A 22,149-nucleotide genomic window follows, 5' to 3' on the forward strand; every position below is an offset into this window, starting at 1 on the left:
TTCCTCCGGGTTTCTGCAGGGGCGGTGGAAGCGGCTACTTGGCCAGGTCCTTGGCCCAGTCGTAGCTGGCCAGGAACGGATCGGGCTCCACGGCCTTCGGCGAGGACCAGACCGTTTCGATCAGGCCTTCGGAGTTGATCTTTCCGATCCGGGGAGTCTTGGTGATGTGGTTGTTCTCGCCGTCCACCGTGACAGTGCCCTCAGGCGCCTCGAACGTCACTCCGCCCGCGGCTGCCTGGACCTTGTCCACTTCGAAGGAACCGGCTTTCTCCACCATGGCCTTCCACAGGAACAGCGAGGTGTACGCCGCTTCCATGGGGTCGCTGGTGACGCGGTCGGCACCGAACTTCGCCTTGAACGCCGCGACGAACTTCTTGTTCGCCGGGGTGTCAAGGGTCTGGTAGTAGTCCCAGGCCGTGAGCTGGCCTTCCACGTTTTCCAGTCCCACGCCGGGAACTTCCTCTTCGGCGATGGATACCGAGACCACCGGCATGGATGCAGCGGTCAGGCCAACGCTCTTGTACTGCCGGAAGAAGGCCACGTTGCTGTCGCCGTTGAGGGTGTTGAAGACGGCGTCGGCCTTCGAGTCCCGCACCTTGTTCACGATGGTGGAGAACTCCGTGGACCCGAGCGGGGCATATTCCTCGCCAAGGACCTCCATGCCGTGGGCTTTGGCGTAGGCCTGGATGATCTTGTTGGCCGTCCTCGGGAAGACGTAGTCGCTGCCCACCAGGAAGATGGATTTGGTGCCCTGCTCGGCCAGGTAGTCCAGGGCGGGGATGATCTGCTGGTTGGTGGTGGCGCCCGTGTAGAAGATGTTCTTGGACGCTTCGAGGCCTTCGTACTGCACCGGGTAGAACAGCAGGGCGTCGTTGGCTTCGAAAACCGGGAGCATGGCCTTGCGGCTGGAGGAGGTCCAGCCGCCGAACACCGCGGCCGTGCAGTCCTGCTGGATCAGCTTCCCGGCGCGTTCGGCGAACTTGGTGGGTTCACTGGCGCCGTCCTCGCTGATCACCTGCAGCTGTTTGCCCATGACTCCGCCGGCGGCGTTGATTTCCTCGGCTGCCAGGCTCAGGGAATCAAAGACGGTGTTCTCGCTAATGGCCATGGTGCCGGAGAGCGAGTTGATGAATCCGACTTTGACGCTGCTGCCTGACGTGTCGACGCAAGAGCTGCCGCTGCTGGCGGTGGAATTGGCGGACGCCGGATCCGAAATCTGGCTTCCGCAGCCGGCCAGGGCCGTTGCCATTGCCGCCGCGGCCAGGGGGATCAAAGCGCGCTTCGTTACTGAAACCCTCATGTTTACCTGCTTCTCGCTCCGCGCTGCCTCGCGGCAGCGGCTGGTCTCCAGGGTCCTGACAGGCCCCCTGCGGCTCAATCTAGGAGCGAATTGTTTCAACACGCATGATGGTTCGTTTCCGCACGATTTCGGACCGGGCGTCCGCATTGGATACGAAGCCCGGAAACGGTAAGTTCGCTGACAAAATAGCGGAAAGTGCGGGTGGCAAAGTTAACCTGAAGGAAACTTTCCCGCCGTCATTTTGGTATTGGCGGCGACACAAACCCCCCGAGGAGCAGCATGAGCGGCCAGCAGAACGCACAAAGAATCCTGGTTGTCGGAGCCGGAGCAACCGGCGGTTACTTCGGCGGCCGCCTGGCGCAGGGCGGCCGGGACGTGACGTTCCTGGTGCGGGAAGGACGGGCAGCCGCACTACGCCAGCGCGGCCTTCGCATCACGGGTCTGGGCCGCGAAGACGTCATGGAACCGGCGCTGGTCACGGCGCCTGAGCTGCACGGTCCGTACGACCTGGTGCTGGTGACGGTCAAGGCCGCCGCCCTCCCCCAGGCGCTGGCAGACCTCGCGCCGGTAGTGGGGCCGGAAACGGTGGTCATCCCGTTCCTCAACGGCATGGCCCACATGGACGCTCTCGAAGCGGCCTTCGGCGCCGAGCGGGTGCTGGGCGGGATCGTCAAGGTGGTCACCACCCTCACCGAGGACGGCGACATCCTGCAGATGAATCCGCTGGCCACACTCACGGTCGGGGAACAGTCCGGCCCGCCGAGCGACCGCGTCCTGCGGGCCGTTGAAACCCTGACGGTGCCTGGCTTCAAGGCTTCGGCCACCGCGGACGCCCTGGCCTCCATGTGGCACAAGTGGGCATTCATCGTGTCCGCCGGAACCGTGACCTGCCTGATGCGCGGACCGGTGGGCGCCATCGTCGCGGTACCCGGCGGCACGGACTTCGTGCACTCGGTGCTGGCCGAAGCCGGCGCCGTCGCGGTTGCGGCCGGCTACCCGGTGCCTGTCCACGAACATCAGCTGTCCGTGGACATGCTGACGCAGCCCGGATCAACCTTCACGTCGTCCCTCTACCGAGACGTTGTTGCCGGCCGCCCCGGCGAGACAGAACACCTGCTGGGCGACTTCACCCGCCGGGCACGAATCCTCGGGGCGGACACGCCGCTGATCGACCTGGCCCTGATGCAGCTGAGGGTCAGCGCCGCAACCGCCTAGCGGCGTGCAACTCCAGGTACTTCTTCTCCCGGGCTACTTCTTCAGGAAGGCAAGGAGGGCTCGGTTGATTTCCTTCGCGTGGGTCCACAGCATGCCGTGCGGAGCACCCTCGATCTCCACGTAGTCCGCGGCGGGCAGCGCGTCCTTGAAACGGCGGCCGGTGACGTCGATGGGCAGGATGTTGTCCGCCGTTCCGTGCACGATGAGGGCAGGAACATCGATCTTGGGGATGTCCGCGCGGAAGTCCGTCAGCCAGGTGGGCTGGGCAAACACGGAGGCATGGGCGGAGGACTTGCTGGCGGTGGCCCAGTTGGCCCGCAGGGCTTCTTCGCTGAGGCGGCTGCCCAGGGTGTCGTCGGTGTTGAAGAAGTTCTTGAAGAACTCCGTGAAGAACGCGTAGCGGTCTTCCTTCACTGCACTGAGCAGGCCGTCGAACACGTCCTGCGGGACGCCGTCGGGGTTGTCTTCCGTCTTCAGCAGGAAAGGCTCGAGGGAACCCAGGAACACTGCCTTGGAAACCCGGCCCGAGCCGTAGGTGCTGAGGTAGCGGGCCACCTCGCCGGTGCCCATCGAGAAGCCCACCAGCACGGCGTCCGTGAGGTCAAGTTCGGTGATCAGGGTGTTGAGGTCGGCAGCAAAGGTGTCGTAGTCGTAGCCCTCCGTGGGCTGGCTGGACTTGCCGAAGCCGCGGCGGTCGTAGGTGATGACCCGGTAGCCTGCCTCCAGCAGCACACTGGTCTGCCGTTCCCACGATGCGCCGTCCAGGGGGTATCCGTGGATGAGGACCACCGGCTGTCCCTGTCCGTGGTCCTCGTAGTAAAGCTCAACGGTGGTGCTGTTTTCGTTTCCGACAGACACAAAGGCCATGAGGGCGTTCCTTCCGGGGCAGTGAACGGGCTTGACCATTCACTCTGTTCCGGCAGGCTACGCCTGTCAAGGAAGCAGGGTTCACTCCGTGGAACGGGGCCGCCACACCACCACGGCCTGGGAGCGGGCACGGGGCCGCTGGCCGCGTGCCAGGCTCACGACGTCGCCCGCTGCTCCCGCCGCGAAAATGCGCGAATCCAGCGGGCTGCGGCGGCTGCTCAGCTGCTCGGTCAGTTCAGTCACCCGGCGCTGCAGCGCGGCCACCTGGTTCTCCAGCTGGAGGATCCGTTTGATGCCCTCCAGCGACACCCCTTCATGCGAGAGCCGCTGCACCTCGCGGAGCACGTTGACGTCACGCTGGGAGTACCGCCGGGACTTTCCGGGCGCGCGGCTGGGCGAGACGATGCCCAGGCGGTCATACTGCCGCAACGTCTGCGGGTGCATGTCCGCCAGCTCAGCCGCCACCGAGATCACGAAGATCGGCTGATCGAAATCAATGTCCATGGCGCCGGCTCCTCCCGCTAGTCCCAGTCCGTGTGTTCCCTAGAGACGTGCCTTGGCGGCCAGTCCGGCCCGCACATCGTGTCCGTCCGTGGCTGCAGCGAACGCCTTCACGGCGTCCTCCGCCTCCTTGGTCAGCTTCTGCGGAACCACGACGTCGATGGTCACCAGCAGGTCACCGGTCGCCTTCGCGTGCTTGACTCCGCGACCCTTGACCCGCAGGGTCCGCCCGGAGGGCGTCCCCGCGGGAACACGGACCTTGACCTTTTCGCCGTCGATCGTCGGCACTTCGATGTCAGCACCCAGCGCAGCCTCCGGAAAGGTGACCGGAACATGGATGCGGAGGTTGTCGCCGTCGCGCGTGTAGAAATCATGGCCCTTGACATTGACGGTGACCATCAGGTCGCCGTTGCCGGCCGGGCCGTACTGGCCCTTGCCGCGGACACGGACTTTCTGGCCGTCTTTGATCCCGGCGGGAACACGGACGTCGATGACGTCTCCGTCCGGTTCGCGTAGCCCGATGGTGGTGCCGCGAATGGAACCGGCGAAGGAAATCGTGGTGGTGGCCGTACGGTCGGCGCCCTTCTGCGGAGCACGCTGGAATCCGGCTCCGGAGCCGGGTCCGCCGAATTGTCCGCCGAAGAGATCGGCGAACTCCGGCGGAATGCCGCCCGAGGTGCTGTAGCCGCCGGAGTGGCGCCCGCCGCCACCGGTGAAGAGGCCGCCGAAGAGGTCTTCGAAGCCGGCACCGCCAGCCGCGCCGCCCCCGCCGCCAGGGGCAAACCGGGCGCCGCCGCCCATGGCACGGATAGCGTCATACTGCTGGCGCTCGTCCGGATCCGAGAGCACGGAGTAAGCCTCGGAGATGTCCTTGAACTTCTTCTCCGACGCGACGTCCCCCGCATTGGTGTCCGGGTGGTGTTGCCGCGCAAGCTTCCGGTAAGCCTTCTTGATATCGGCGTCGGAAGCGTCCTTGGCGACTCCAAGGATCTTGTAGAAGTCCTTGTCGACCCAGTCCTGGCTAGCCAATGGCGTTTCCTTTCAAGTTCTACTGTGGCGGGCTCTGCGCGATACATGGGCCCCGCCCCTTCGCGTGGTGGCTTGGTCCTTGCGGACCAAGCCACCACGCTCCGGCAGGCCCGATGCCACTACCGGGGCCCATGTATCGCTCCGAGCCTGTAATCAACTCACCATAGGCGACATTAGCCGCCCGTGGCGCCGGTTGAGCTAGGCCGGCACTGCGACGATAACCTGTGCTGCCCGGAGGACCCGCTCGCCTGACTTGTAGCCGGAGCGCAGGACCTGGCTGACGGTGTCGATTTCGACGTCCGGGCCGGGCTGCTGGATGAGGGCTTCGTGGATCGTGGGATCGAACTCCACGCCGGTCTCATCGATGCGCACCAGGCCGTAGGTCTTCAGCGCGTTCTCCAGCTTGGCGGCGATCGCGGCGAACGGGCCGTCGGCGAGGTCGCCGTGCTGCCGGGCGGCGTCGACGTCGTCCAGTACCGGAAGCAGCGAGTTCAGGACGCCGATAACGGCCATCTCCCCTGCCACGGCACGGTCACGTTCCACGCGCTTGCGGTAGTTGACGTACTCGGCCTGCAGGCGGCGGAGGTCGTTCCTGAGTTCCTCCGCCTCCTCCGCCCCTACGCCCTGGGCCACCGATTCCTCGGCCGGAACCTCAACGCTGTTGAGGATGTCCTCAGCTTGGGACAGTGCGTCCCCGGAACCGTGACTTCCCGTGGCGGCGTGTTCCTGGTCAGGGTGGCGGGCCTGGCCGGTCTTCGGATCAACCTTGCGGTTGTCGTGGATCACCGGTTTCTGCGGCTCGTTCTCCTGGTTGTCGCGGCCATGGTCTTTGGAAGAGTGGTGCTCTTCTTCGTTACCGTGATGCGGCATGATTACTTCTTCTCGTCTTCGTCAACGATTTCGGCGTCGACGATGTCTTCATCGGCCTTGGCGTCACCGGACCCGGCGTGGGCACCTTCTGCACCTGCGGCACCCGTGGCGCCGTCCGGCGAACCGGCCTGGGCGTAGATGGCTTCGCCGAGCTTGCTCTGGGAAGCCTGCAGCTTCTCAAAGGCGGTCTTCACCGCTGCGTCGTCCGTGCCTTCAAGGGCCTTCTTCAGGGCGTCGACGTCGGCCTTGACCTCGGTCTTGACCTCTTCAGGCAGCTTGTCGGCGTTGTCCGCGATCAGCTTGTCCACGGAGTAGGCGAGCTGCTCGGCGGTGTTGCGGGTGTCGGTTGCCTCGCGGCGGGCCTTGTCCTCGGCTGCGTGCTCCTCGGCGTCCTTGACCATGCGGTCAATGTCTTCCTTGGACAGCGCGGTGCCGCCGGTGATGGTCATGGACTGTTCCTTGCCGGTGCCCTTGTCCTTCGCCGAGACGTGCACGATGCCGTTGGCGTCGATGTCGAAGGTGACCTCGACCTGCGGAACGCCACGGGGGGCCGGTGCGATGCCGGTCAGCTCGAACGTGCCCAGCGGCTTGTTGTCCCGGGTGAACTCGCGCTCGCCCTGGAAAACCTGGATGGCCACGGACGGCTGGTTGTCGTCAGCCGTGGTGAAGGTCTCGGAACGCTTGGTGGGGATGGCCGTGTTGCGCTCGATCAGGTGCGTCATGATGCCGCCCTTGGTTTCGATGCCGAGGGACAGCGGGGTGACGTCGATCAGGAGGACGTCCTTGCGCTCGCCCTTCAGCACGCCAGCCTGGAGGGCTGCGCCGACGGCGACGACCTCATCCGGGTTGACGCCCTTGTTGGGCTCCTTGCCGCCGGCGAGCTCCTTGACGAGTTCGTACACGGCGGGCATACGGGTGGAACCGCCCACGAGCACGATGTGGTCGATCTCGGAGAGCTTGATGCCGGCTTCCTTGATGACGTCCTGGAACGGCTTCTTGGTGCGGTCCAGCAGGTCCTTGGTCAGGTCCTGGAACTTGGCGCGGGTCAGCTGCTCGTCCAGGTGGACCGGGCCGTCGGGGGTGACGGAGAGGTACTGGAGGGAGACGTTGGTGCTGGTGGAGGAAGAGAGTTCCTTCTTGGCCTGCTCGGAGGCCTCGCGCAGGCGCTGCAGGGCGATCTTGTCCTTGGACAGGTCGATGCCCTTGACCTTGAGCTGGTTCAGCAGGTAGTCAACGACGCGCTGGTCCCAGTCGTCGCCGCCGAGGTGGTTGTCACCGGCGGTGGCGCGGACCTGGATGGTGGAGAAGTTGTCTTCGTCCTTGCCGACTTCGAGGAGGGAGACGTCGAAGGTTCCGCCGCCGAGGTCGAAGACGAGGATGAGTTCGTCTTCCTTGCCCTTGTCCAGGCCGTAGGCCAGGGCCGCAGCGGTGGGCTCGTTGACAATGCGGAGGACGTTGAGGCCGGCGATTTCGCCGGCTTCCTTGGTGGCCTGGCGCTGGGCGTCGTTGAAGTACGCAGGAACGGTGACGACGGCGTCGGTGACCTTTTCGCCCAAATAGGACTCGGCGTCGTTCTTCAGCTTCATCAGGATGCGCGCGGAGATTTCCTGCGCGGTGTACTTCTTGTCGTCAATACCGACGGTCCAGTCGGTGCCCATGTGGCGCTTGACGGAGGCGATGGTGCGGTCGATGTTGTTGACGGCCTGGCGCTTGGCGATCTCGCCGACCAGGACTTCGCCGGACTTGGAGAACGCAACGACGGACGGCGTGGTGCGGCCACCCTCGGCGTTGGCAATAACGGTGGGCTCGCCACCTTCGAGAACGGAGACGACGGAGTTGGTGGTTCCGAGGTCGATACCTACTGCACGTGACATGTGTTGCTTCCTTCTTTCCGTGGAAACGCTGATCGAGATTCAGGCACGCCCACTGATTGAGCGATCTACACTCAACTCTACCCACGGCCGGATTTAAGTCAATCCAAAGTTGAGTCACATCCGCTCAACTTTGGATTTGGACGTCACGGAGCGGGCGCAGGGGAGGCCGGAAAATCGCGCCGATCCGCGGAATTCCGCCGGGCACGGCTGACTACGGGGGAGGGTTTCGCTGTGCGTGAAACCCTCCCCCGGGCGTCACTCGCGGTCCGCGGGAGCGGGTCAACAGTCAGGGAGTGTCTCGCGGCAAGTCGTCGTCGACGGCTTCGTCCTTCACAGGCACTTCGTCCTCGACGAGCCTGTGCTCCTCGGCAGCCGGGGCTTCAGCAGTGCCGGCCGTACCGGCAGTACCGGCAGTACCGGCAGTACCGTAGTCGCCGTCCGGATACTCTGCTTCCTCGCCTGTCACCAGGTTCTCGCCGGTGGCGCCGGCCTTGCCGTAGTCGCCGGTTTCGTACCCGCCTTCGACGGCGCCCGCCGCCTGCTCCTGGCCGGCTCCGGCCACCCCGTAGTCGCCAGACTCATACCCACCTTCGACGGCCCCCACCGCCTCATCCGGAACAGCGCCGGCCGCTCCGTAGTCGCCTTCGACGTACTGGCCGCTGTCCCCCTCGGCTGTCGGCGCGGGTTCGGCGTTCTGCTGCTTTTTTGCTTCAAATTCACTGTTCTCTGACACTGACGGATCCCTCCTGGAAGCATCGGACGCCCGGACGGGCGCACGGGCAGTCTATCCACCGGCCCGGCGCTTCAACAGGGGCGCACGGCACGGATCCCGGCCCGAACGCCAGCCCGCAAACGCGTGGCGGGCGGCACGAAACCGTGCCGCCCGCCGTCGTCCGTCGCTGCTTAGTTCCTTACCTCAACTGCGCACGACCTCCAGTTCGATGGCCGTCCAGGACAGGGCCGGCAGGGTGGCCCGGACTTCGCCCCCGGCGGCCTTGACGCCTTCCAGCGGGACGAGGCCCACTGCACCGGGGTTTGCCTGTGTGTTGGTGATGAACCGGTCGGCACCGTCCGGGATGCGAAGCACGTCAGCCCGGACCACCTGCCGGGCGTCGAAGCCGCGAAGGACCACTTCGACGTCGGCGGCTTCTTCCAGTCCGCGGTTGGCCAGGAACAGCGCGATGCGGCCGGTTTCCTCGTTCCAGGTGGCACTGACGTCCACGAGGTCGGCATCGCCGAACTTGGCGTTGCTGTACTTGTCCGAGTCCACGGCGAGCCGGAGGATCTGACCGTGCGCCAGCTCAGCCATGCGGGCGAAGGGATGGAAGATGGTCTGCTTCCATGCCGGGCCGTTTTCCTCGCTGAGGATGGGGGCGATCACGTTGACCAGCTGCGCCTGGTTGGCGATCTTGACGCGGTCACCGTGCCGGAGCAGGGAGTTCAGGAAGGTCCCGACGACGACCGCATCCGTCACGTTGTACTGGTCCTCGATGACGCGCGGGTGCTCACGCCAGCCGTGCTTACCCACCTGCTCAGGGCTGTCGGCATCGCCCGGCCGGGTGTACCAGACGTTCCACTCGTCGAAGGACAGGTTGATGTGCTTCTTGTGCTTGCCCTTGGCCCGGACGGCGTCCGCGGTGGCGACCACGGATTCGATGAAGTAGTCCATGTCCACCGCGCTGGCCAGGAAACTGCCGGCGTCGCCGTCGTGCTCCTGGTAGTAGGCATGCAGCGAGACATAGTCCACCTGCTCGTAGGTGTGGGTCAGGACCGTCTGCTCCCAGGCGCCGAAGGTGGGCATCCCCGAGTTGGAGCTGCCGCAGGCCACGAGTTCGATGTCCGGATCCACGAAGCGCATGGCCTTGGCGGCTTCCTGCGCCAGCCGGCCGTATTCCTCGGCGGTCTTGTGCCCGATCTGCCAGGGTCCATCCATCTCGTTGCCGAGGCACCACAGCTTGATGTTGAACGGATCCTCGTGGCCGTTCTTGCGGCGCAGGTCGGACAGCCGCGTGCCGGACGGAATGTTGGCGTATTCCACGAGCTCACGGGCGGCATCGACGCCGCGGGTGCCCAGGTTGACCGCTTCCATGACCTCCACGCCGGCTTCCCGGGACCAGTCCACGAATTCGTGCAGACCGAAGGCGTTCGTTTCCAGCGTGTGCCAGGCGCCGTCGAGCCGGCGCGGCCGCTCCGCCACGGGACCGACGCCGTCCTCCCAGTTGTAGCCGGAGACGAAGTTGCCGCCGGGATAGCGGACCACGGTGGCGCCAAGCTCCTTGACGAGGTCCATGACGTCGCGGCGGAAACCGCGCTCATCGGCCCGGGGATGGCCCGGTTCGTAGATGCCGGTGTAGACACAGCGGCCCATGTGCTCGACGAAGGATCCGAAGATCCGGCGGGGAACCTCGGCTACGGTGAAGTCGCGGTCAATGGTGATGCGTGCGCGGGACATTTTGCTCCTGTCCTGGTTTTGGCTTGGGTTGGATGGTGCGGGGCGTCGGGATGGCTTAGGTGCCGGCGAGGCCGGTGGTGGCCACGCCCCTGATGATCTGCCGCTGGAAGAAGAGGAAGACGACGATCAGCGGCAGTGCGGCCAGAAGCGCGGACGCCATGTTCTGGGCGTACTGGATGCCGTAGGCGCTCTTGATGGTCTGCAGGCCCACCGGCAGGGTGAGCAGTGAGCTTTCGTTGGTGGCGATGAACGGCCACAGGAAGTTGTTCCAGGCCCCGATGAACACGAAGATCGCGACGGCGGCCAGGATGGGCCGGGACAGCGGCAGCACAATCGTGGTGAAGATCCGCAGCCGTCCGGCACCGTCCATCAGCGCGGCTTCCTCGAGTTCCCGCGGGATCTGGTCAAAGAATTTCTTGAGCACGAACACCATGGGCGAGTGGATCACCTGCGGGAGGATCAGGGCCCAGTAGGTGTCGATCAGGTTCAGGGACTGCATCTGCTGGAACAGCGGGATGATCAGCACCGGCGGCGGGATGATGATGGAGGCCACGATCACGCCCATCAGCATCCTCTTCCCGCGGAAATCGATCCGCGAAATGGCGTAGGCGACGGACGCTGAAATCACCAGCGTGATGGCAGTGATGGCCGCTGACGTGAACAGCGAATTGAGCGTCCAGGTGGGAATATTGCCGCTCTGCAGCACTTTGGCAAAGGCATCGAGGGTAAAGCCCGACGCCGGAATCCAGCTGATGGGGGTGGACGCGGCGTCGGTTTCGCTCTTCAGCGCGGTGACAGTGGCCCAGGCAAAGGGCACCAGCCACGCAACAGCGAGGACAGACACGACCACGGTGGCAAGGACGCGGGACAGCGGGGTCTTCGCACGCCGGTTGGCCACGGTTTCGGCGTAGCCCTTTGGCTGGAGCGCGGGTTTGGAAAGTGTGGTGGTGGCCATGGCTAGGCGCTCCTTTTCCGTGTGATGAAGACCTGCGCCAGCGCGATGAGCAGGATCAGGCCGAAGAAGATGTAGGAAATGGCTGCGGAGTAGCCCAGCCGGTAGCCCGTGAAACCGGCCTCGAAGATGTACTGCACGATGGAACGCGTCGCTCCGCCCGGTCCGCCTTCGGTCATCTGGTAAATCTGGTCGAAGACCTTCAAGGACGCGAGGATCTGCAGGATCACGATCATCACTGTGGTGGGGCCGAGCTGGGGAAGGCTGATGGAGAAGAACTGGCGCCAGCCTCCGGCGCCGTCGAGCGAGGCGGCTTCATAGTGCTGCTGCGGGATGTTCTGCAGCGCGGCCAGGTACAGGAGGAAGTTGAAGCCGACGGTCCACCACACTGTGGCGATCACCACGGCCCACATCGCCACCGCGGGATCGTTCAGCCACGCCACCGGCGGAATGCCCAGATTTGCGAGCATGTCGTTGAACAGCCCTAGCTCCGGGTTGTACATCCAGGCAAAGAACAGCGAGACCACGGTGGAGGCGAGCAGGAACGGAGAGAAGAAGGAGAGCCGCCACAGCCACTGCGCGGGAAGGCCCATATTGACCAGTGCTGCCAGCGCCAGGGCGATGACCACCAGAGGCACGGTGCTGATCAGTGTGAAGTACAGCGTGTTCCCCAGCGATCGCCACATGTCCGAGTCGGCGAACGCCTCGCTGTAGTTAGCCAGGCCGATGAACCCGCTATTGGCGCCCGTGAGGGACTTTCCGGTCAGGCTCATGACTGCCCCGGAAATCATGGGCCAGACCAGGAACATCAGGAAGAAGGCCAGGAACGGGGCGGAGAAGGCCCAGCCGTGGATGTTGTCGCGCCGGGAGCGCAGCGATTTCGCCACGGGCGCTGGTTTTGCTGCGGGCGCTGATTTTGCTGCGGGCGCTGTGGTGCGGGCAGTGCTCATGAGGACTCCTTTGTCACGGACTTTGCCACGGGCGGGTCAATGTTCAGGCGGGATTCGGCGGCGGATTCGGCGGCCATGCCGGATGCCGTGCTCACACCGGGTTCGGCATCGCAAGGACAGTGTTGATGCGCTTCATAAAGGCATCCCAGCCGTCCGCGGCCTTGTCCCGTCCGAGGAACACGTTCTGGACGTTCTCGGCGAAGTAGCCTTGGAAATCGGATCCCGAACCGGTGAACCAGGCCACGGGATCGTAGTTGATGATGTCCGCCGCCTGGGCATAGTCCGCCTGCGGCTTCAGTGCCGCGTATTCCTTGGACTTCACCACCGGCTGGTAGGCCGGGATGTGTCCGGCTTCGGCCCAGCTCAGGGAACCCTTGAGCATCGACGCCACGAACTGGTAGACGCCGCGGCGCTTGGCTTCGTCCAGCCGGGCCTGGTGCGGCAGCACGAACGAGTGCGAGTCGGCGAAGGCTGCCGGCGTTCCAAACAGGGTCGGGATGGTGCTGGCACCGAACGGAACACCTGCTGTCTTCATGGTGGGCAGCTCCCACACACCGGTAAAAAGCAGCCCCGACCCCGAGCCGGCGAACTCCGCGATGGCAGTCCCGCCGTCGCCGCTTTTCGTGGAGATGGTGTTATCCAGCAGAGACGTGATGAACTCCAGGCAGTCGATGGCGACGTCCCGCTCCACCTGGGCGGGTTTGCCCGGCTCCAGCACGAAGTCCGCGCCATGTTGGCGGTAGAGCGTGTAGAACAGCCGCCACATCTGCGCGCCGTCGCCCAGGTATCCGTAGGAGAGCCCGTGCTTGCCGGTGATGCGCTGCAGTTCACGGCTTACCTCCAGGAACTGCGACGGCGAGGAGATCTCAGCCAGCCGGCCGTCCTTCCCCAGGAGGCCGGCCTTGTCCGCCACTTCGGTGTTGTAGAGCATCACGAACGGGTGTGAGTCCAATGCCAGCGAAAATACCTTGCCGTTGAACTGGCTCTTCTCCCAGATCCTGGGGCCGAAGTCCTCCGGACGCACGCCGAACTCCGCCAGCAGGTCCAGGTCCCAGGCATCCAGCAGTCCGCCGGGAGCGTAGCCCGGCACCCTGGCGGCATGCATCACGGCCACCTCCGGGGGCCGGCCGCCGGCGGAGGCCATGGCCAGCTTGGTGTAATACGGCGCACCCCATGCCAGCACGGTGGGCTTGACCCTGAAGTCTGCGTGGTCCGTGTTGACCTTGTCGATCATGGCCATCATCTTGATGCCGTCTCCGCCGGAGAGCAGGTGCCAGAAGCGGATGTCGTTGGCCGCCGCCTGGGCCGCGCCCCCGCAGCCCGTCAGGCTCGCTCCGAGGGTAAGGCTGCCTGCGAGCACACCGCCTCCGAGCAGCAATTGCCTGCGGGTCATCTGCATCGGGCGTGAATCAACTTGCTTCACCGTCACTCCTTTGGACGTAGCCGTTGGTAAAAAATTCGCCGACCGTCCGGCTGCTGCGGGCCCGTGGGGGCGGGCCGGACAACTGTGGGCTGCAACACACTTTATATCGTTGTAAATGGAGTTACAAGGAAAATTTGTTAGCGCTCACAAAGTGGGAGTTGCCACTCTGCTTCTTCCGAGGCGGCAGCAGTCATTCGAGTCCGGCTATACCGGCCAGCACCTGCAGGTGGTGCTCGAATAATGCGTCTTTCGCCACAAAGGTGCCCTCCCCGTACTGGCCAAAGATCTCGAAGCTGATGGCACCGAAGAGGGAAGTCCAGACCAGTGCACCGCGCGCCAGCAGCCCGTCCGGAATAGCCAGCCCGAGCTCTTCCCGGATCGCCGCCAGGTCGCCCGCCAACAGGGGCGGCACCGCGGGCGCATGCGCCCCGGCCGCAGGCACCGGTCCGGAGCGCAAGGCGCCCGCCCGCCAGGCGGCGTCGACGATGGCAGTCAGGCTGCGGATCACCCTGGTCCCGGGTCCGGTGGTCCGCTCCGCCGGGGCCCGGTACCCGGGCACCGGACTGCCGAACAGCAGTGCATAGCGGGCGGGCTCACGGACGGCCCAGTCGCGGACGGCGCGCCCCAGCGCCTGGAACCGCCCGGCATAATCCGTTTCGGCCACGCGGGCGACGGCGTCATCCACTTCGTCGCCCAGCTCGCCGTATGCGTCGATCAGCAGAAGGGTGAGCAGCTCGTCCCGGTTTTGTACGTAGCGGTACACGGCCGAGGACACCACGCCGAGGTCCCGCGCCACCGCCCGCAGCGACAGGGCTGCCGCGCCATGGACGGCCAGGTGTTCGCGGCCCAGCCGGACAATGTCGGCGGTGGTCTGTGCCCGGGCGCGTTCCCGCGGCGTACGCGGCGCAGGGGTGGAGTCGTTGATGGCTGACATGCCTCCAGCATTCCACGATTCAGAGCACTGTCAACAATTGAGAGCAGTGCTCTTGACTTTGGAGGCCCTGCCGAGCATCCTTATTTCGAGAGCGGCGCTCTCAAAGATTCCAGAGCAGACTGAAGATCCCGAGGAAAGAGAATCCAATGCCCGAACTTTATGTGGTCACCGGCGCCGGCCCGGTGGGCTGGACCGTGGCCGAGCAGCTTGCGGGCCAGGGCAAGCGCGTGCGGGTACTGACCCGTTCCGGCAGCGGCCCGGACCACGCCCTCATCGAGAGGATGTCTGTAGACGTCGCCAATCCAGCATTACTGGAGGAAGCGTTCGCCGGAGCGGCCGCTGTTTTCCATTGCATCCACGGCTCCGCCTACGCTGCGGACGCATGGCGGCGGGAGCTCCCCAGGGCAGAGGAAGCTGTGCTGGCGGCGGCCGGCGAGGCGGGCGCCGTCGTCGTATTTCCAGAAAGCCTGTACTCCTACAGCAGGCCGGACGCTGTGATGGCGGAGGACAGCCCCCGCGAGGCGCAGGGCGGAAAGCGCGGTGTCCGTACGGCGCTGCTGAAGGCGCGGGCGGCCTCCCCCACGAATACCGTCAGCGTGGTGGCGGGCGATTTCTTCGGCCCGCGCGTTCGGAACTCCCACGCCGGCGAGCGCATCGTGCCGGCGGTGCTGGCCGGAAATCGGCTACTGGTGATCGGCAGCGCGGACCAGCCGCATTCCTTCACGTACGTGCCGGACCTTGCCGCTGCAATGATCCGCGCCGCGCAGACGCCGGCTTTGTGGAACCGGGTGTGGCACGCGCCCACGGGCCCGGCGGTCACCCAGCGCCGGCTTGCGGCGGCCTTCGCGGAAGCCGGCGGAGTGCCCGCGCCCAAAATGGGCGCAGTGCCGGGCTGGGCCCTCCGGGCCATGGGATTGTTCTCCGGCGGCACCCGTGAGCTGGCTGAGATGCTGTACCAGTTCGAGCGGCCGTTCGTGATGGATTCGCACGCCAGCGAGGACGCCCTGGGCCTGCATCCGACTCCGCTGCCGGAAGCCGCAGCAGCCACTGTGGCGTGGTGGCGGGCGCAGGGCTGAGCCGTTGGACGTCACGCAGAGCAGGCTTTTGGCCAACCAAGAAGGGTGCGGCCGAGTAAATTCACGGCCGCACCTTGGATGGAGTCCTAAAAATGCGCGTGGCGTGACGCCGCCACTGCACCTAGCTGCGCGCGGCGCCCTCCAGATCCGTTTCCAGGCTGCCCTTGGCATCGCGTGCGCCGCCGGATGCCCGCCCGTCGTCGTCCAGCCGCCCCAGCTTGCTGGGCCACCAGATCCGTCCGCCCAGGTCGTAGGCAAGCGCCGGGACCAGCAACGAGCGAACCAGCACCGTGTCCAGCAGGACCCCGAAGGCCACGATGAAGGCGAGCTGGACCAGGAACATGATGGGGATGACGCCCAGCGCCGCGAACGTTGCGGCGAGGACCACACCCGCGGACGTAATGACGCCGCCGGTCACGCCGAGTCCCCGCAGGATCCCGGGCCTGGTGCCGTGTTTGAGGGACTCCTCCCGGACCCTGCTCATCAGGAAAATGTTGTAGTCCACGCCCAGTGCCACCAGGAACACGAAGCCGAACAGCGGCACCGTGGCATCGGCCCCCGGGAACCCGAAGATGTTGTTGAACACCAGGGCTGAAACTCCCATGGCGGCGGCGTAGGAAAGAACCACTGAGGCCACCAGCAGGACCGGAGCCAGCACGGAGCGCAGCAGCAGCATGAGGATCAGCAGGATGACGGCGAGGACCACCGGGATGATGACGATCAGGTCGCGCTGGGCCGTGGTGTTGGTGTCCAGCACAGTGGCCGTGACACCGCCCACCAGTGCGCCGCCGTCGATCTTCTTCAGATCCTCGCGGAGCTTCACCACGACGTTCTCGGCGTCGCTGGAGTCCGCCGCGTAGTTCAGGGTGGCGTTGATCAGAACCTTCCCCTCGCGGACATCAGGCGCACTGGGGGCACCCGGGGCCCGTGTGATCGGCACGCTCCCCTCCGCCAGGAGGTAGGCGTCGCCGACGCCGTCGGTCGCTTTGGTCTTGTCCAGCACCTCCTGCGCCTTCGCTTCGTCGGCGACGATCACCGCGGGGCTGCCGGAGCCGGCATCGAAATGGCGCGCCAGGGCGTCCTGGCCGTCCACCGCGTTGGAGGCGGTGAGGATGACATCCGTCTGCGGCACTCCGTTGGCCTTCAGCTGAAGGATGCCCGCGGAAGCAGCCAGGAGCAGGAGCACCGACGCGACCCAGACGGCACGGGGCCGGCGGGAAACGAGGGAGCCGGTGGCCCGCCACAGGCCCTTCTGGCCTTCGAGGCCGGTGACCAGTTCCGGTTCGCGGTCGGTCTCGGGAATCAGCTTGGGCCGGAACGGCCAGAAGGCGGCGCGGCCCAGCAGTGCCATCAGTGCCGGGAGCAGGGTGAGGGCGGCAAAAAGCGAGCACAGGATACCGGCGGCGGCCACCGGACCTAGCGCCTTGTTGGAGTTGAGGTCGGAAAAGAGCAGGCACAGCAGGGCAATGATCACCGTGGCACCCGAGGCCAGGATGGGTTCAAAGGAGGCTTTCCAGGCCGTGAGGACGGCGGAAGTGCGGTTGGTGGTGTGGGTCAGCGCTTCGCGGAACCTTGCCACATAGAGCAGGGCATAGTCCGTCGCGGCACCGATCACCAGGATGGAGAGGATGCCCTGGCTTTGGCCGCTGAGCTGGATCCAGCCAAGCTTGGCCATGCCGAACACCAGCAGGATGGCAGCACACAGCGCGAACACCGACGTGAAAAGCACCGCGATGGGCAGGAGCAACGAGCGGTACACAATCAGCAGGATGATGAACACGGCGGCGAGTGCCACCAGCAGCAGGATGCCGTCGATGCCCGCGAAGGCGCTCACCAGGTCAGCCGTGAGTCCGGCGGGGCCCGTGACGAATGTCTGCATTCCGTCCGGGGCTGACGCCTGAACTTCCTGGCGGAGCTCCTGGACGATTTCCTTGACCTCCCCCGACGAGGATATGGGCACTACGAACTGGACCGCCTTGCCGTCCGCCGACGGGATGGGACCGATAACCGCACTGCCTGCCTGCAGTTCCGCGAGCTTGTCCTTGAGGGCGGCGGCCTCGCCCAGTTGCGCAGGAGTGAAGGCGGAGTCGCTTTCGACGACGATGACGGCCGGTATCTCGTCAGAGTCCCTGAACTTTGCCTGCCAGTCCTGGGCTTCGGTGGCCTCAGCGCCGGCAGGCAGGAAGGACGCCTGGTCATTGGAGGACACTTCGTCGAGGCGGCCGAAAGTGGGTCCGCCGACGCCGGCGATGGCCAGCCAGGTGATGACGAGCAGTACGGGGACCAGCCAGCGGAGCCAGAACGGGACGTGCGCGGTGCCGAGATGCCTCTGTTTCATGTGTCCTTCTGGGGTGACTCGGAGGAGTAGAATTTACTCCATAGTAGACTATCTCCATCATGGAGATAAGCACTTCGGCACAAATAGTTGCTCAGAGCCGTCGGTGAGAGAATTTTGGCTAGGCTGGCGCATTTGCCCAGCCACTACCGAACACGCCATTGCAGAAGGAGGGTCGCCGTGTCCGAAGAGTCATCCGAGCGCCCCGAACCGGCCGCGCCCCAGGGCCTCGTCCGGCTGCTGCAGGAGTTCACGCTTGAGGCCAACCGGTATGTGGACTCCACCGGCGGACGCAATGACATGCACCGCACGGACCTCAATGCCCTGGCGGTGATCATGCGCCATGCCGCCAAGGACCAGATCGTCACCCCCGGTGTGCTCCGCAAGGAACTCAACCTCAGCTCCCCCGCCACCACGGCGCTCATCGACCGGCTGCACGGTTCGGGACACGTGGTGCGCGAACGACAGGGAGCGGACCGCCGCCAGGTCCAGCTTCGGATGACGCCCAAGGCCTACCGCGACGGTGGCGCCATGTTCCTTCCGCTGGCCCGCCACATGGGCGCCGCCATGGCGGAGTTCACCGCAGCGGAGCTGGAGGTCGCCGCCCGCTTCATGGAATCCATGATCGGGGCGACCATCAGCGCAGCACAGGAAGCGGCCGCGCAGGAACCGGCAGGAAACGAGCCCCCGACCACGCCGCAGCAGCGGACAGCAGCGCCGGAACCGCCAGCGCCCAGCCACTAAAAAGCAGGATCAGCAGCATCACCGCCGCCGCGACGATGACGCCGAACCACGCTGGCGTTCCGGGCCGCAGCAGCCGCGTGCCCGCAGCGAGCCCGAAGGCCGTCACCGCGGTGAAGCAGGCCGAGGCCGCGCCGATCTGGAACTGCATGCTGGCCAGCCCGGACACTGCCGCCCCGAACGACAGGAAAGTCATCCCGGCCAGGACGGCGAGGCTCACCGAAGGCACCTCGCCCGGCCCGCCGCCGCGAGCCATCGCCGGCGGCAGCACGCCGTCGGCCGCCAGCCTGGAACCGAGCCGGCTGGCGCCGGCAATGAACGTGTTGAGCGGGCCGAATGTCAGCACAGCCGCAGCAACCGCGGTCAGCGGGGCAGCCAGCGGCCCCAGCCCCTTTTCGAGCAGGTCGGCGACCGGCACCGCGCTTCCGGGCAGGGCCGGGCCCAGCACGGCCACCGAGGCTGCCACGACCCCGATGTACACCACACCGACGACGACGAGCGTCAGCCACGTGGCGCGCCTGAGGTCGCGGCCGGGATCGCGGAACTCGGCCGCCAGGTGCGTCACTGCCTCCCACCCGGCGAAGCAGAAAAACAGCAGGCTGGCCACTCCGCCCACGGCCCAGTAGCCGTGCGGCGCGAACGGTTGGAAATTCTCCGCTTTCGCTAACGGGGCGGCCACGGCAACGGCGAGCGCCAGCAGCGCCACGAGCAGGACCATCAGCACCAGTTGGAGGCGGCTGGACAACCTTATTCCGACGGCGTTGCTCGCGAACCCGGCCGCCAGCAGCAGCGCCGCGGCCACTAGCGCAGTCCCCTGGCCGCCGCCCAGTGCATTGGCGATGTAGTTGCCGCCGATCACCGCCGTGGCGGGAGCGCCAAACGGAATCGCGAAGTAGAACAGGTAGCCGGCAACCACCGAGGCGCGGCGCCCGAAAGCCCGGGTCACAAAGTGGGCAATCCCGCCGGCGTCGGGCTCCTGGCGGCTCATCTCAGCGAAGCTGAAGGCGACGGGTGTGCAGAACACCAGCAACGCCGCCCAGGCCAGCAGCGAGGCCGGACCCGCTTCCCGGGCGGCGATGGCCGGGAGCACCAGGATGCCCGATCCGAGGATTGCGCCCACATAGATGCCTGTTGCCCGGAACAGCCCGAGCCCCGCTGAACTGCCGGCTTTGTTGTTTCCCACTCCTCCAATCTTCCGCAGAACGGCGGGCCGCAGAAGCGGGGAAACTGACGGCGAAGCACAATTAACTGCCTGTTTTGGTCCGCCGGATTGCCGCGCATTTTCCCGTCGGGGCGGTAGCGTTTCCTTATGAGTGCGCAGCAGCCTGAAGATGTGTACACGCACGGACACCATGAGTCCGTGGTCCGTGCCCATGCCTCACGGACGGCCGAGAATTCCGCCGCGTTCGTGATCCCGTACCTTGCCCCGGGCAGCTCGGTCCTGGACGTGGGCTGCGGGCCGGGCAGCATCACCTGCGACTTCGCCGCCCTCGTGGCGCCCGGGCACGTCACCGGGCTGGACCGCTCCCCGGATGTGATCACCCACGCCGCCGAACTGGCCGCCGAACGCAGTGTGGATAACGTCGAGTTCGTGGCCGGGAACATCTACGATCTGGACTTCGACGACGAAACGTTCGACGTCGTCCACGCCCACCAGGTGCTCCAGCACCTCACAGACCCTGTTGAGGCTTTGCGCGAAATGCGCCGGGTAGCCAAGCCGGGCGGCATCGTGGCAGTGCGCGACGCCGATTTCCACGGGATGAGCTGGTACCCCGCCATCCCGGAATTGGACGAATGGATGGAGCTGTACCAGCGCATTGCCCGCCGCAACGGCGCCGAACCCGACGCCGGACGCCGCCTGGTCTCATGGGCGCAGGCGGCGGGATTCACGGATGTGGCCCCCACCAGCAGCAACTGGCTGTACGCCACGGGCCAGCAGCGCCGGTGGCAGGCCCGGGTCTGGGGCGAACGGGTACTGCACTCGGCTTTCGCGGACCAGGCTCTTGAGTACGGCTTCGCTAACGCCGCTGACCTTGCCCGGATCTCCGCAGGCTGGCACCGCTGGGGTTCCACCGACGACGGCTGGTTCCTGATCCCCAACGGCGAGGTCATCGCGCGGGCCTGAATGCGCGGTGGTGCCGATTTCCACATAGGGCACCAACCCTGTGGGCCGCGCCCACTGCCGGGAATAGCCTCAAGAAATGATCATTCAAGCAGGCTTTGACCTTCAGATCCTGGCCCGGCCGCTCATAGTTCAAGCAGGAAAGATCCTCCCCAGGCTTGTGGTGATCCGGCTTGACTCTGAGATGCAGCTGGACGGCGTAGAGGTTGTTAGTGAGGGATTTAGCGGATCGCTGGAACCCCATTTCGATGCAATTCTGGCTGCACTGGACCCTGAGTGGACCAAGTACTTTGCGATCGCCCATGCCGGAACATGGACGGAGAATTGCTTTCCATGGGACATCCCGATCCTTGAGGAGGCAGGGGAACTGGAAACGGTGGCGGCCCGTCGCGGATTCCAGATGATCGGACATTTTGGCCAGGACGAAACCGGATACATGTCTGCCCGAGCGCATTCCTACTTTGACCAATACCCGAGCTATGACGAGCTCCCCTGCACCATGACGCACTGGGTGAATTCGAAGGCCAGCACCTGTTGGTACTGCTGAGTCTGACGAATCTTTAGGCAGCCCGTTCCCTGGCCACCGGTCTGCCTTTAGGATGCGAAGGAAAACCATCGGCGAGGAGAACCCCATGCGCAAAGTGACGGCCGGCCTGTTTTACTCCGTGGACGGCGTGGTTGAGTCGCCCAACCTTTGGCAGTTCGACAGTTTCGACGAGGAACTCGGTGCTGGTATGCACCAGATGATGGTCCGGGTGGAAACGGGGCTCCTCGGCCGGGTCGGCTACGAGCAGTGGGCCAGTTACTGGCCAAGCGCGGCCGACGACGCCGACTTCGGCGAGTTCATCAACAAGCTGCCGAAGTTCGTAGCCTCCCGGACGCTTTCGGGCGAGCTCGAGTGGCAGAATTCCCGGCTGATGGACGCCCCGCTGGAGGAGTTCGTCGCTGGTCTCAGGGAAGGCGACGGCGGCGAGATTGCCGTGTTCGCCAGCATCTCGCTGACCCGGCAGCTCCTGTTCGCCGGACTCCTCGACACGTTGATGCTCATGGTGCACCCGGTCATCGCCGGAAGCGGACGGAAGCTGTTCGAGGGGGGCGATCCGGTGACACGGCTGGAATTGCAGGATTCCGAACGCACCAGCAAGGGCAACATGATCCTCAGTTACGGTGTCCGGCCGGGCGCCTAGCTCGGATCCCGAGGCCCGCTGTTCTGCCGTCGGGCCGAGATTCGAACCAGCTGGTATACGCAGATGGCGGCGATGGATCCACCACCAATGACCCACGGCACCGACTCCGGGGCGGCGATCAGCGGGTAGGACGTGCACTCACCCGGGCGATCAACGTAGTCAATGCAGACCCCCACAGTGGTTGTCAGCAACGGGAAGCTGAGGAACACCACCACAGCCAGGATGACAGCCCACGGCCAGCGCTTCGACCGCGGCCGTGAGTAGCCGGAGTGGCTCACCCTCTCCCCTGCCATGACCTGACCATACTCCGGGACAAAACTT

Annotated in this window: 21 protein-coding genes; 6 read left to right on the forward strand and 15 right to left on the reverse strand. The window is 65.5% G+C overall.

Going from position 1 to position 22,149, the window contains the following annotated elements; translation table 11 throughout:
* Positions 1-34: 34 nt before the first annotated feature.
* Positions 35-1,300 carry an urea ABC transporter substrate-binding protein gene (gene urtA, locus ACSQ1X_RS19650; RefSeq protein WP_055806864.1) on the reverse strand — a complete coding sequence of 422 codons (1,266 nt, stop codon included), beginning with the start codon at positions 1,298-1,300 and terminating at the stop codon, positions 35-37.
* A gap of 279 nt (positions 1,301-1,579) precedes the next feature.
* On the opposite strand from urtA, the gene ACSQ1X_RS19655 reads away from it, so the two are divergent.
* Complete coding sequence (locus ACSQ1X_RS19655) at positions 1,580-2,515, forward strand: ketopantoate reductase family protein (RefSeq protein ID WP_436058953.1); 936 nt, start codon at positions 1,580-1,582, stop codon at positions 2,513-2,515.
* Between the two features lie 33 nt (positions 2,516-2,548).
* Here ACSQ1X_RS19655 and ACSQ1X_RS19660 read toward each other — a convergent pair whose 3' ends face one another.
* The 11 genes from ACSQ1X_RS19660 to ACSQ1X_RS19710 all read right to left on the reverse strand — a co-directional run bounded on the left by ACSQ1X_RS19660 (position 2,549) and on the right by ACSQ1X_RS19710 (position 14,367).
* A complete protein-coding gene (locus ACSQ1X_RS19660) occupies positions 2,549-3,382 on the reverse strand; it encodes an alpha/beta fold hydrolase (protein WP_436058954.1) in 834 nt (277 codons plus the stop codon).
* Between the two features lie 81 nt (positions 3,383-3,463).
* On the reverse strand, positions 3,464-3,886 hold the full coding sequence (locus tag ACSQ1X_RS19665) for a heat shock protein transcriptional repressor HspR (protein ID WP_436058955.1): 423 nt from the start codon (positions 3,884-3,886) through the stop codon (positions 3,464-3,466).
* 39 nt (positions 3,887-3,925) lie between these two features.
* A complete protein-coding gene (locus ACSQ1X_RS19670) occupies positions 3,926-4,912 on the reverse strand; it encodes a DnaJ C-terminal domain-containing protein (protein ID WP_055806874.1) in 987 nt (328 codons plus the stop codon).
* A gap of 198 nt (positions 4,913-5,110) precedes the next feature.
* Positions 5,111-5,782, reverse strand: a complete 672-nt coding sequence (locus tag ACSQ1X_RS19675) for a nucleotide exchange factor GrpE (RefSeq protein WP_055806877.1) — start codon at positions 5,780-5,782, stop codon at positions 5,111-5,113.
* Positions 5,783-5,784: 2 nt separating this feature from the next.
* A complete protein-coding gene (dnaK, locus tag ACSQ1X_RS19680) occupies positions 5,785-7,656 on the reverse strand; it encodes a molecular chaperone DnaK (protein WP_055806880.1) in 1,872 nt (623 codons plus the stop codon).
* Positions 7,657-7,942: 286 nt separating this feature from the next.
* Positions 7,943-8,389 (reverse strand): hypothetical protein, encoded by a 447-nt coding sequence (locus tag ACSQ1X_RS19685; protein ID WP_436058956.1) that lies wholly within the window; start codon positions 8,387-8,389, stop codon positions 7,943-7,945.
* Positions 8,390-8,572: 183 nt separating this feature from the next.
* Positions 8,573-10,108 carry an arabinosylfuranosidase ArfA gene (arfA, locus tag ACSQ1X_RS19690; RefSeq protein WP_436058957.1) on the reverse strand — a complete coding sequence of 512 codons (1,536 nt, stop codon included), beginning with the start codon at positions 10,106-10,108 and terminating at the stop codon, positions 8,573-8,575.
* A gap of 55 nt (positions 10,109-10,163) precedes the next feature.
* Positions 10,164-11,063, reverse strand: a complete 900-nt coding sequence (locus ACSQ1X_RS19695) for a carbohydrate ABC transporter permease (protein WP_436058958.1) — start codon at positions 11,061-11,063, stop codon at positions 10,164-10,166.
* Positions 11,064-11,065: 2 nt separating this feature from the next.
* Entirely contained in the window at positions 11,066-12,010 is a 945-nt protein-coding gene (locus ACSQ1X_RS19700) for a carbohydrate ABC transporter permease (RefSeq protein ID WP_436058959.1), read from the reverse strand.
* A gap of 91 nt (positions 12,011-12,101) precedes the next feature.
* On the reverse strand, positions 12,102-13,433 hold the full coding sequence (locus ACSQ1X_RS19705; RefSeq protein ID WP_436058960.1) for an extracellular solute-binding protein: 1,332 nt from the start codon (positions 13,431-13,433) through the stop codon (positions 12,102-12,104).
* Positions 13,434-13,623: 190 nt separating this feature from the next.
* Entirely contained in the window at positions 13,624-14,367 is a 744-nt protein-coding gene (locus ACSQ1X_RS19710; protein ID WP_436058961.1) for a TetR/AcrR family transcriptional regulator, read from the reverse strand.
* A gap of 146 nt (positions 14,368-14,513) precedes the next feature.
* On the opposite strand from ACSQ1X_RS19710, the gene ACSQ1X_RS19715 reads away from it, so the two are divergent.
* The gene (locus tag ACSQ1X_RS19715; protein WP_436058962.1) at positions 14,514-15,443 is read left to right on the forward strand and encodes an NAD-dependent epimerase/dehydratase family protein; all 930 of its coding nucleotides are present in this window, start codon (positions 14,514-14,516) and stop codon (positions 15,441-15,443) included.
* 121 nt (positions 15,444-15,564) lie between these two features.
* Here ACSQ1X_RS19715 and ACSQ1X_RS19720 read toward each other — a convergent pair whose 3' ends face one another.
* Complete coding sequence (locus ACSQ1X_RS19720; protein WP_436058963.1) at positions 15,565-17,781, reverse strand: MMPL family transporter; 2,217 nt, start codon at positions 17,779-17,781, stop codon at positions 15,565-15,567.
* Between the two features lie 177 nt (positions 17,782-17,958).
* Here ACSQ1X_RS19720 and ACSQ1X_RS19725 point away from each other — a divergent pair, with 177 nt between their 5' ends.
* Positions 17,959-18,522, forward strand: coding sequence for a MarR family winged helix-turn-helix transcriptional regulator (locus ACSQ1X_RS19725; protein WP_436058964.1), 564 nt, complete (start codon positions 17,959-17,961; stop codon positions 18,520-18,522).
* On the opposite strand, the gene ACSQ1X_RS19730 is transcribed toward ACSQ1X_RS19725, so the two are convergent.
* A complete protein-coding gene (locus tag ACSQ1X_RS19730) occupies positions 18,416-19,702 on the reverse strand; it encodes an APC family permease (protein ID WP_436058965.1) in 1,287 nt (428 codons plus the stop codon). The two genes, ACSQ1X_RS19725 and ACSQ1X_RS19730, sit on opposite strands and share 107 nt — an antisense overlap.
* A 126-nt stretch (positions 19,703-19,828) precedes the next feature.
* On the opposite strand from ACSQ1X_RS19730, the gene ACSQ1X_RS19735 reads away from it, so the two are divergent.
* The 3 genes from ACSQ1X_RS19735 to ACSQ1X_RS19745 all read left to right on the forward strand — a co-directional run bounded on the left by ACSQ1X_RS19735 (position 19,829) and on the right by ACSQ1X_RS19745 (position 21,828).
* Positions 19,829-20,644 (forward strand): methyltransferase domain-containing protein, encoded by an 816-nt coding sequence (locus tag ACSQ1X_RS19735; protein WP_055807158.1) that lies wholly within the window; start codon positions 19,829-19,831, stop codon positions 20,642-20,644.
* 76 nt (positions 20,645-20,720) lie between these two features.
* The gene (locus ACSQ1X_RS19740) at positions 20,721-21,188 is read left to right on the forward strand and encodes a hypothetical protein (protein WP_436058966.1); all 468 of its coding nucleotides are present in this window, start codon (positions 20,721-20,723) and stop codon (positions 21,186-21,188) included.
* Positions 21,189-21,273: 85 nt separating this feature from the next.
* On the forward strand, positions 21,274-21,828 hold the full coding sequence (locus tag ACSQ1X_RS19745; protein WP_436058967.1) for a dihydrofolate reductase family protein: 555 nt from the start codon (positions 21,274-21,276) through the stop codon (positions 21,826-21,828).
* Here ACSQ1X_RS19745 and ACSQ1X_RS19750 read toward each other — a convergent pair.
* Positions 21,825-22,121, reverse strand: a complete 297-nt coding sequence (locus ACSQ1X_RS19750) for a hypothetical protein (protein ID WP_436058968.1) — start codon at positions 22,119-22,121, stop codon at positions 21,825-21,827. The genes ACSQ1X_RS19745 and ACSQ1X_RS19750 overlap by 4 nt on opposite strands.
* Positions 22,122-22,149 lie beyond the last annotated feature (28 nt).

The organism is Arthrobacter sp. LjRoot78 (genome assembly GCF_964254335.1).
GTDB lineage: Bacteria > Actinomycetota > Actinomycetes > Actinomycetales > Micrococcaceae > Arthrobacter.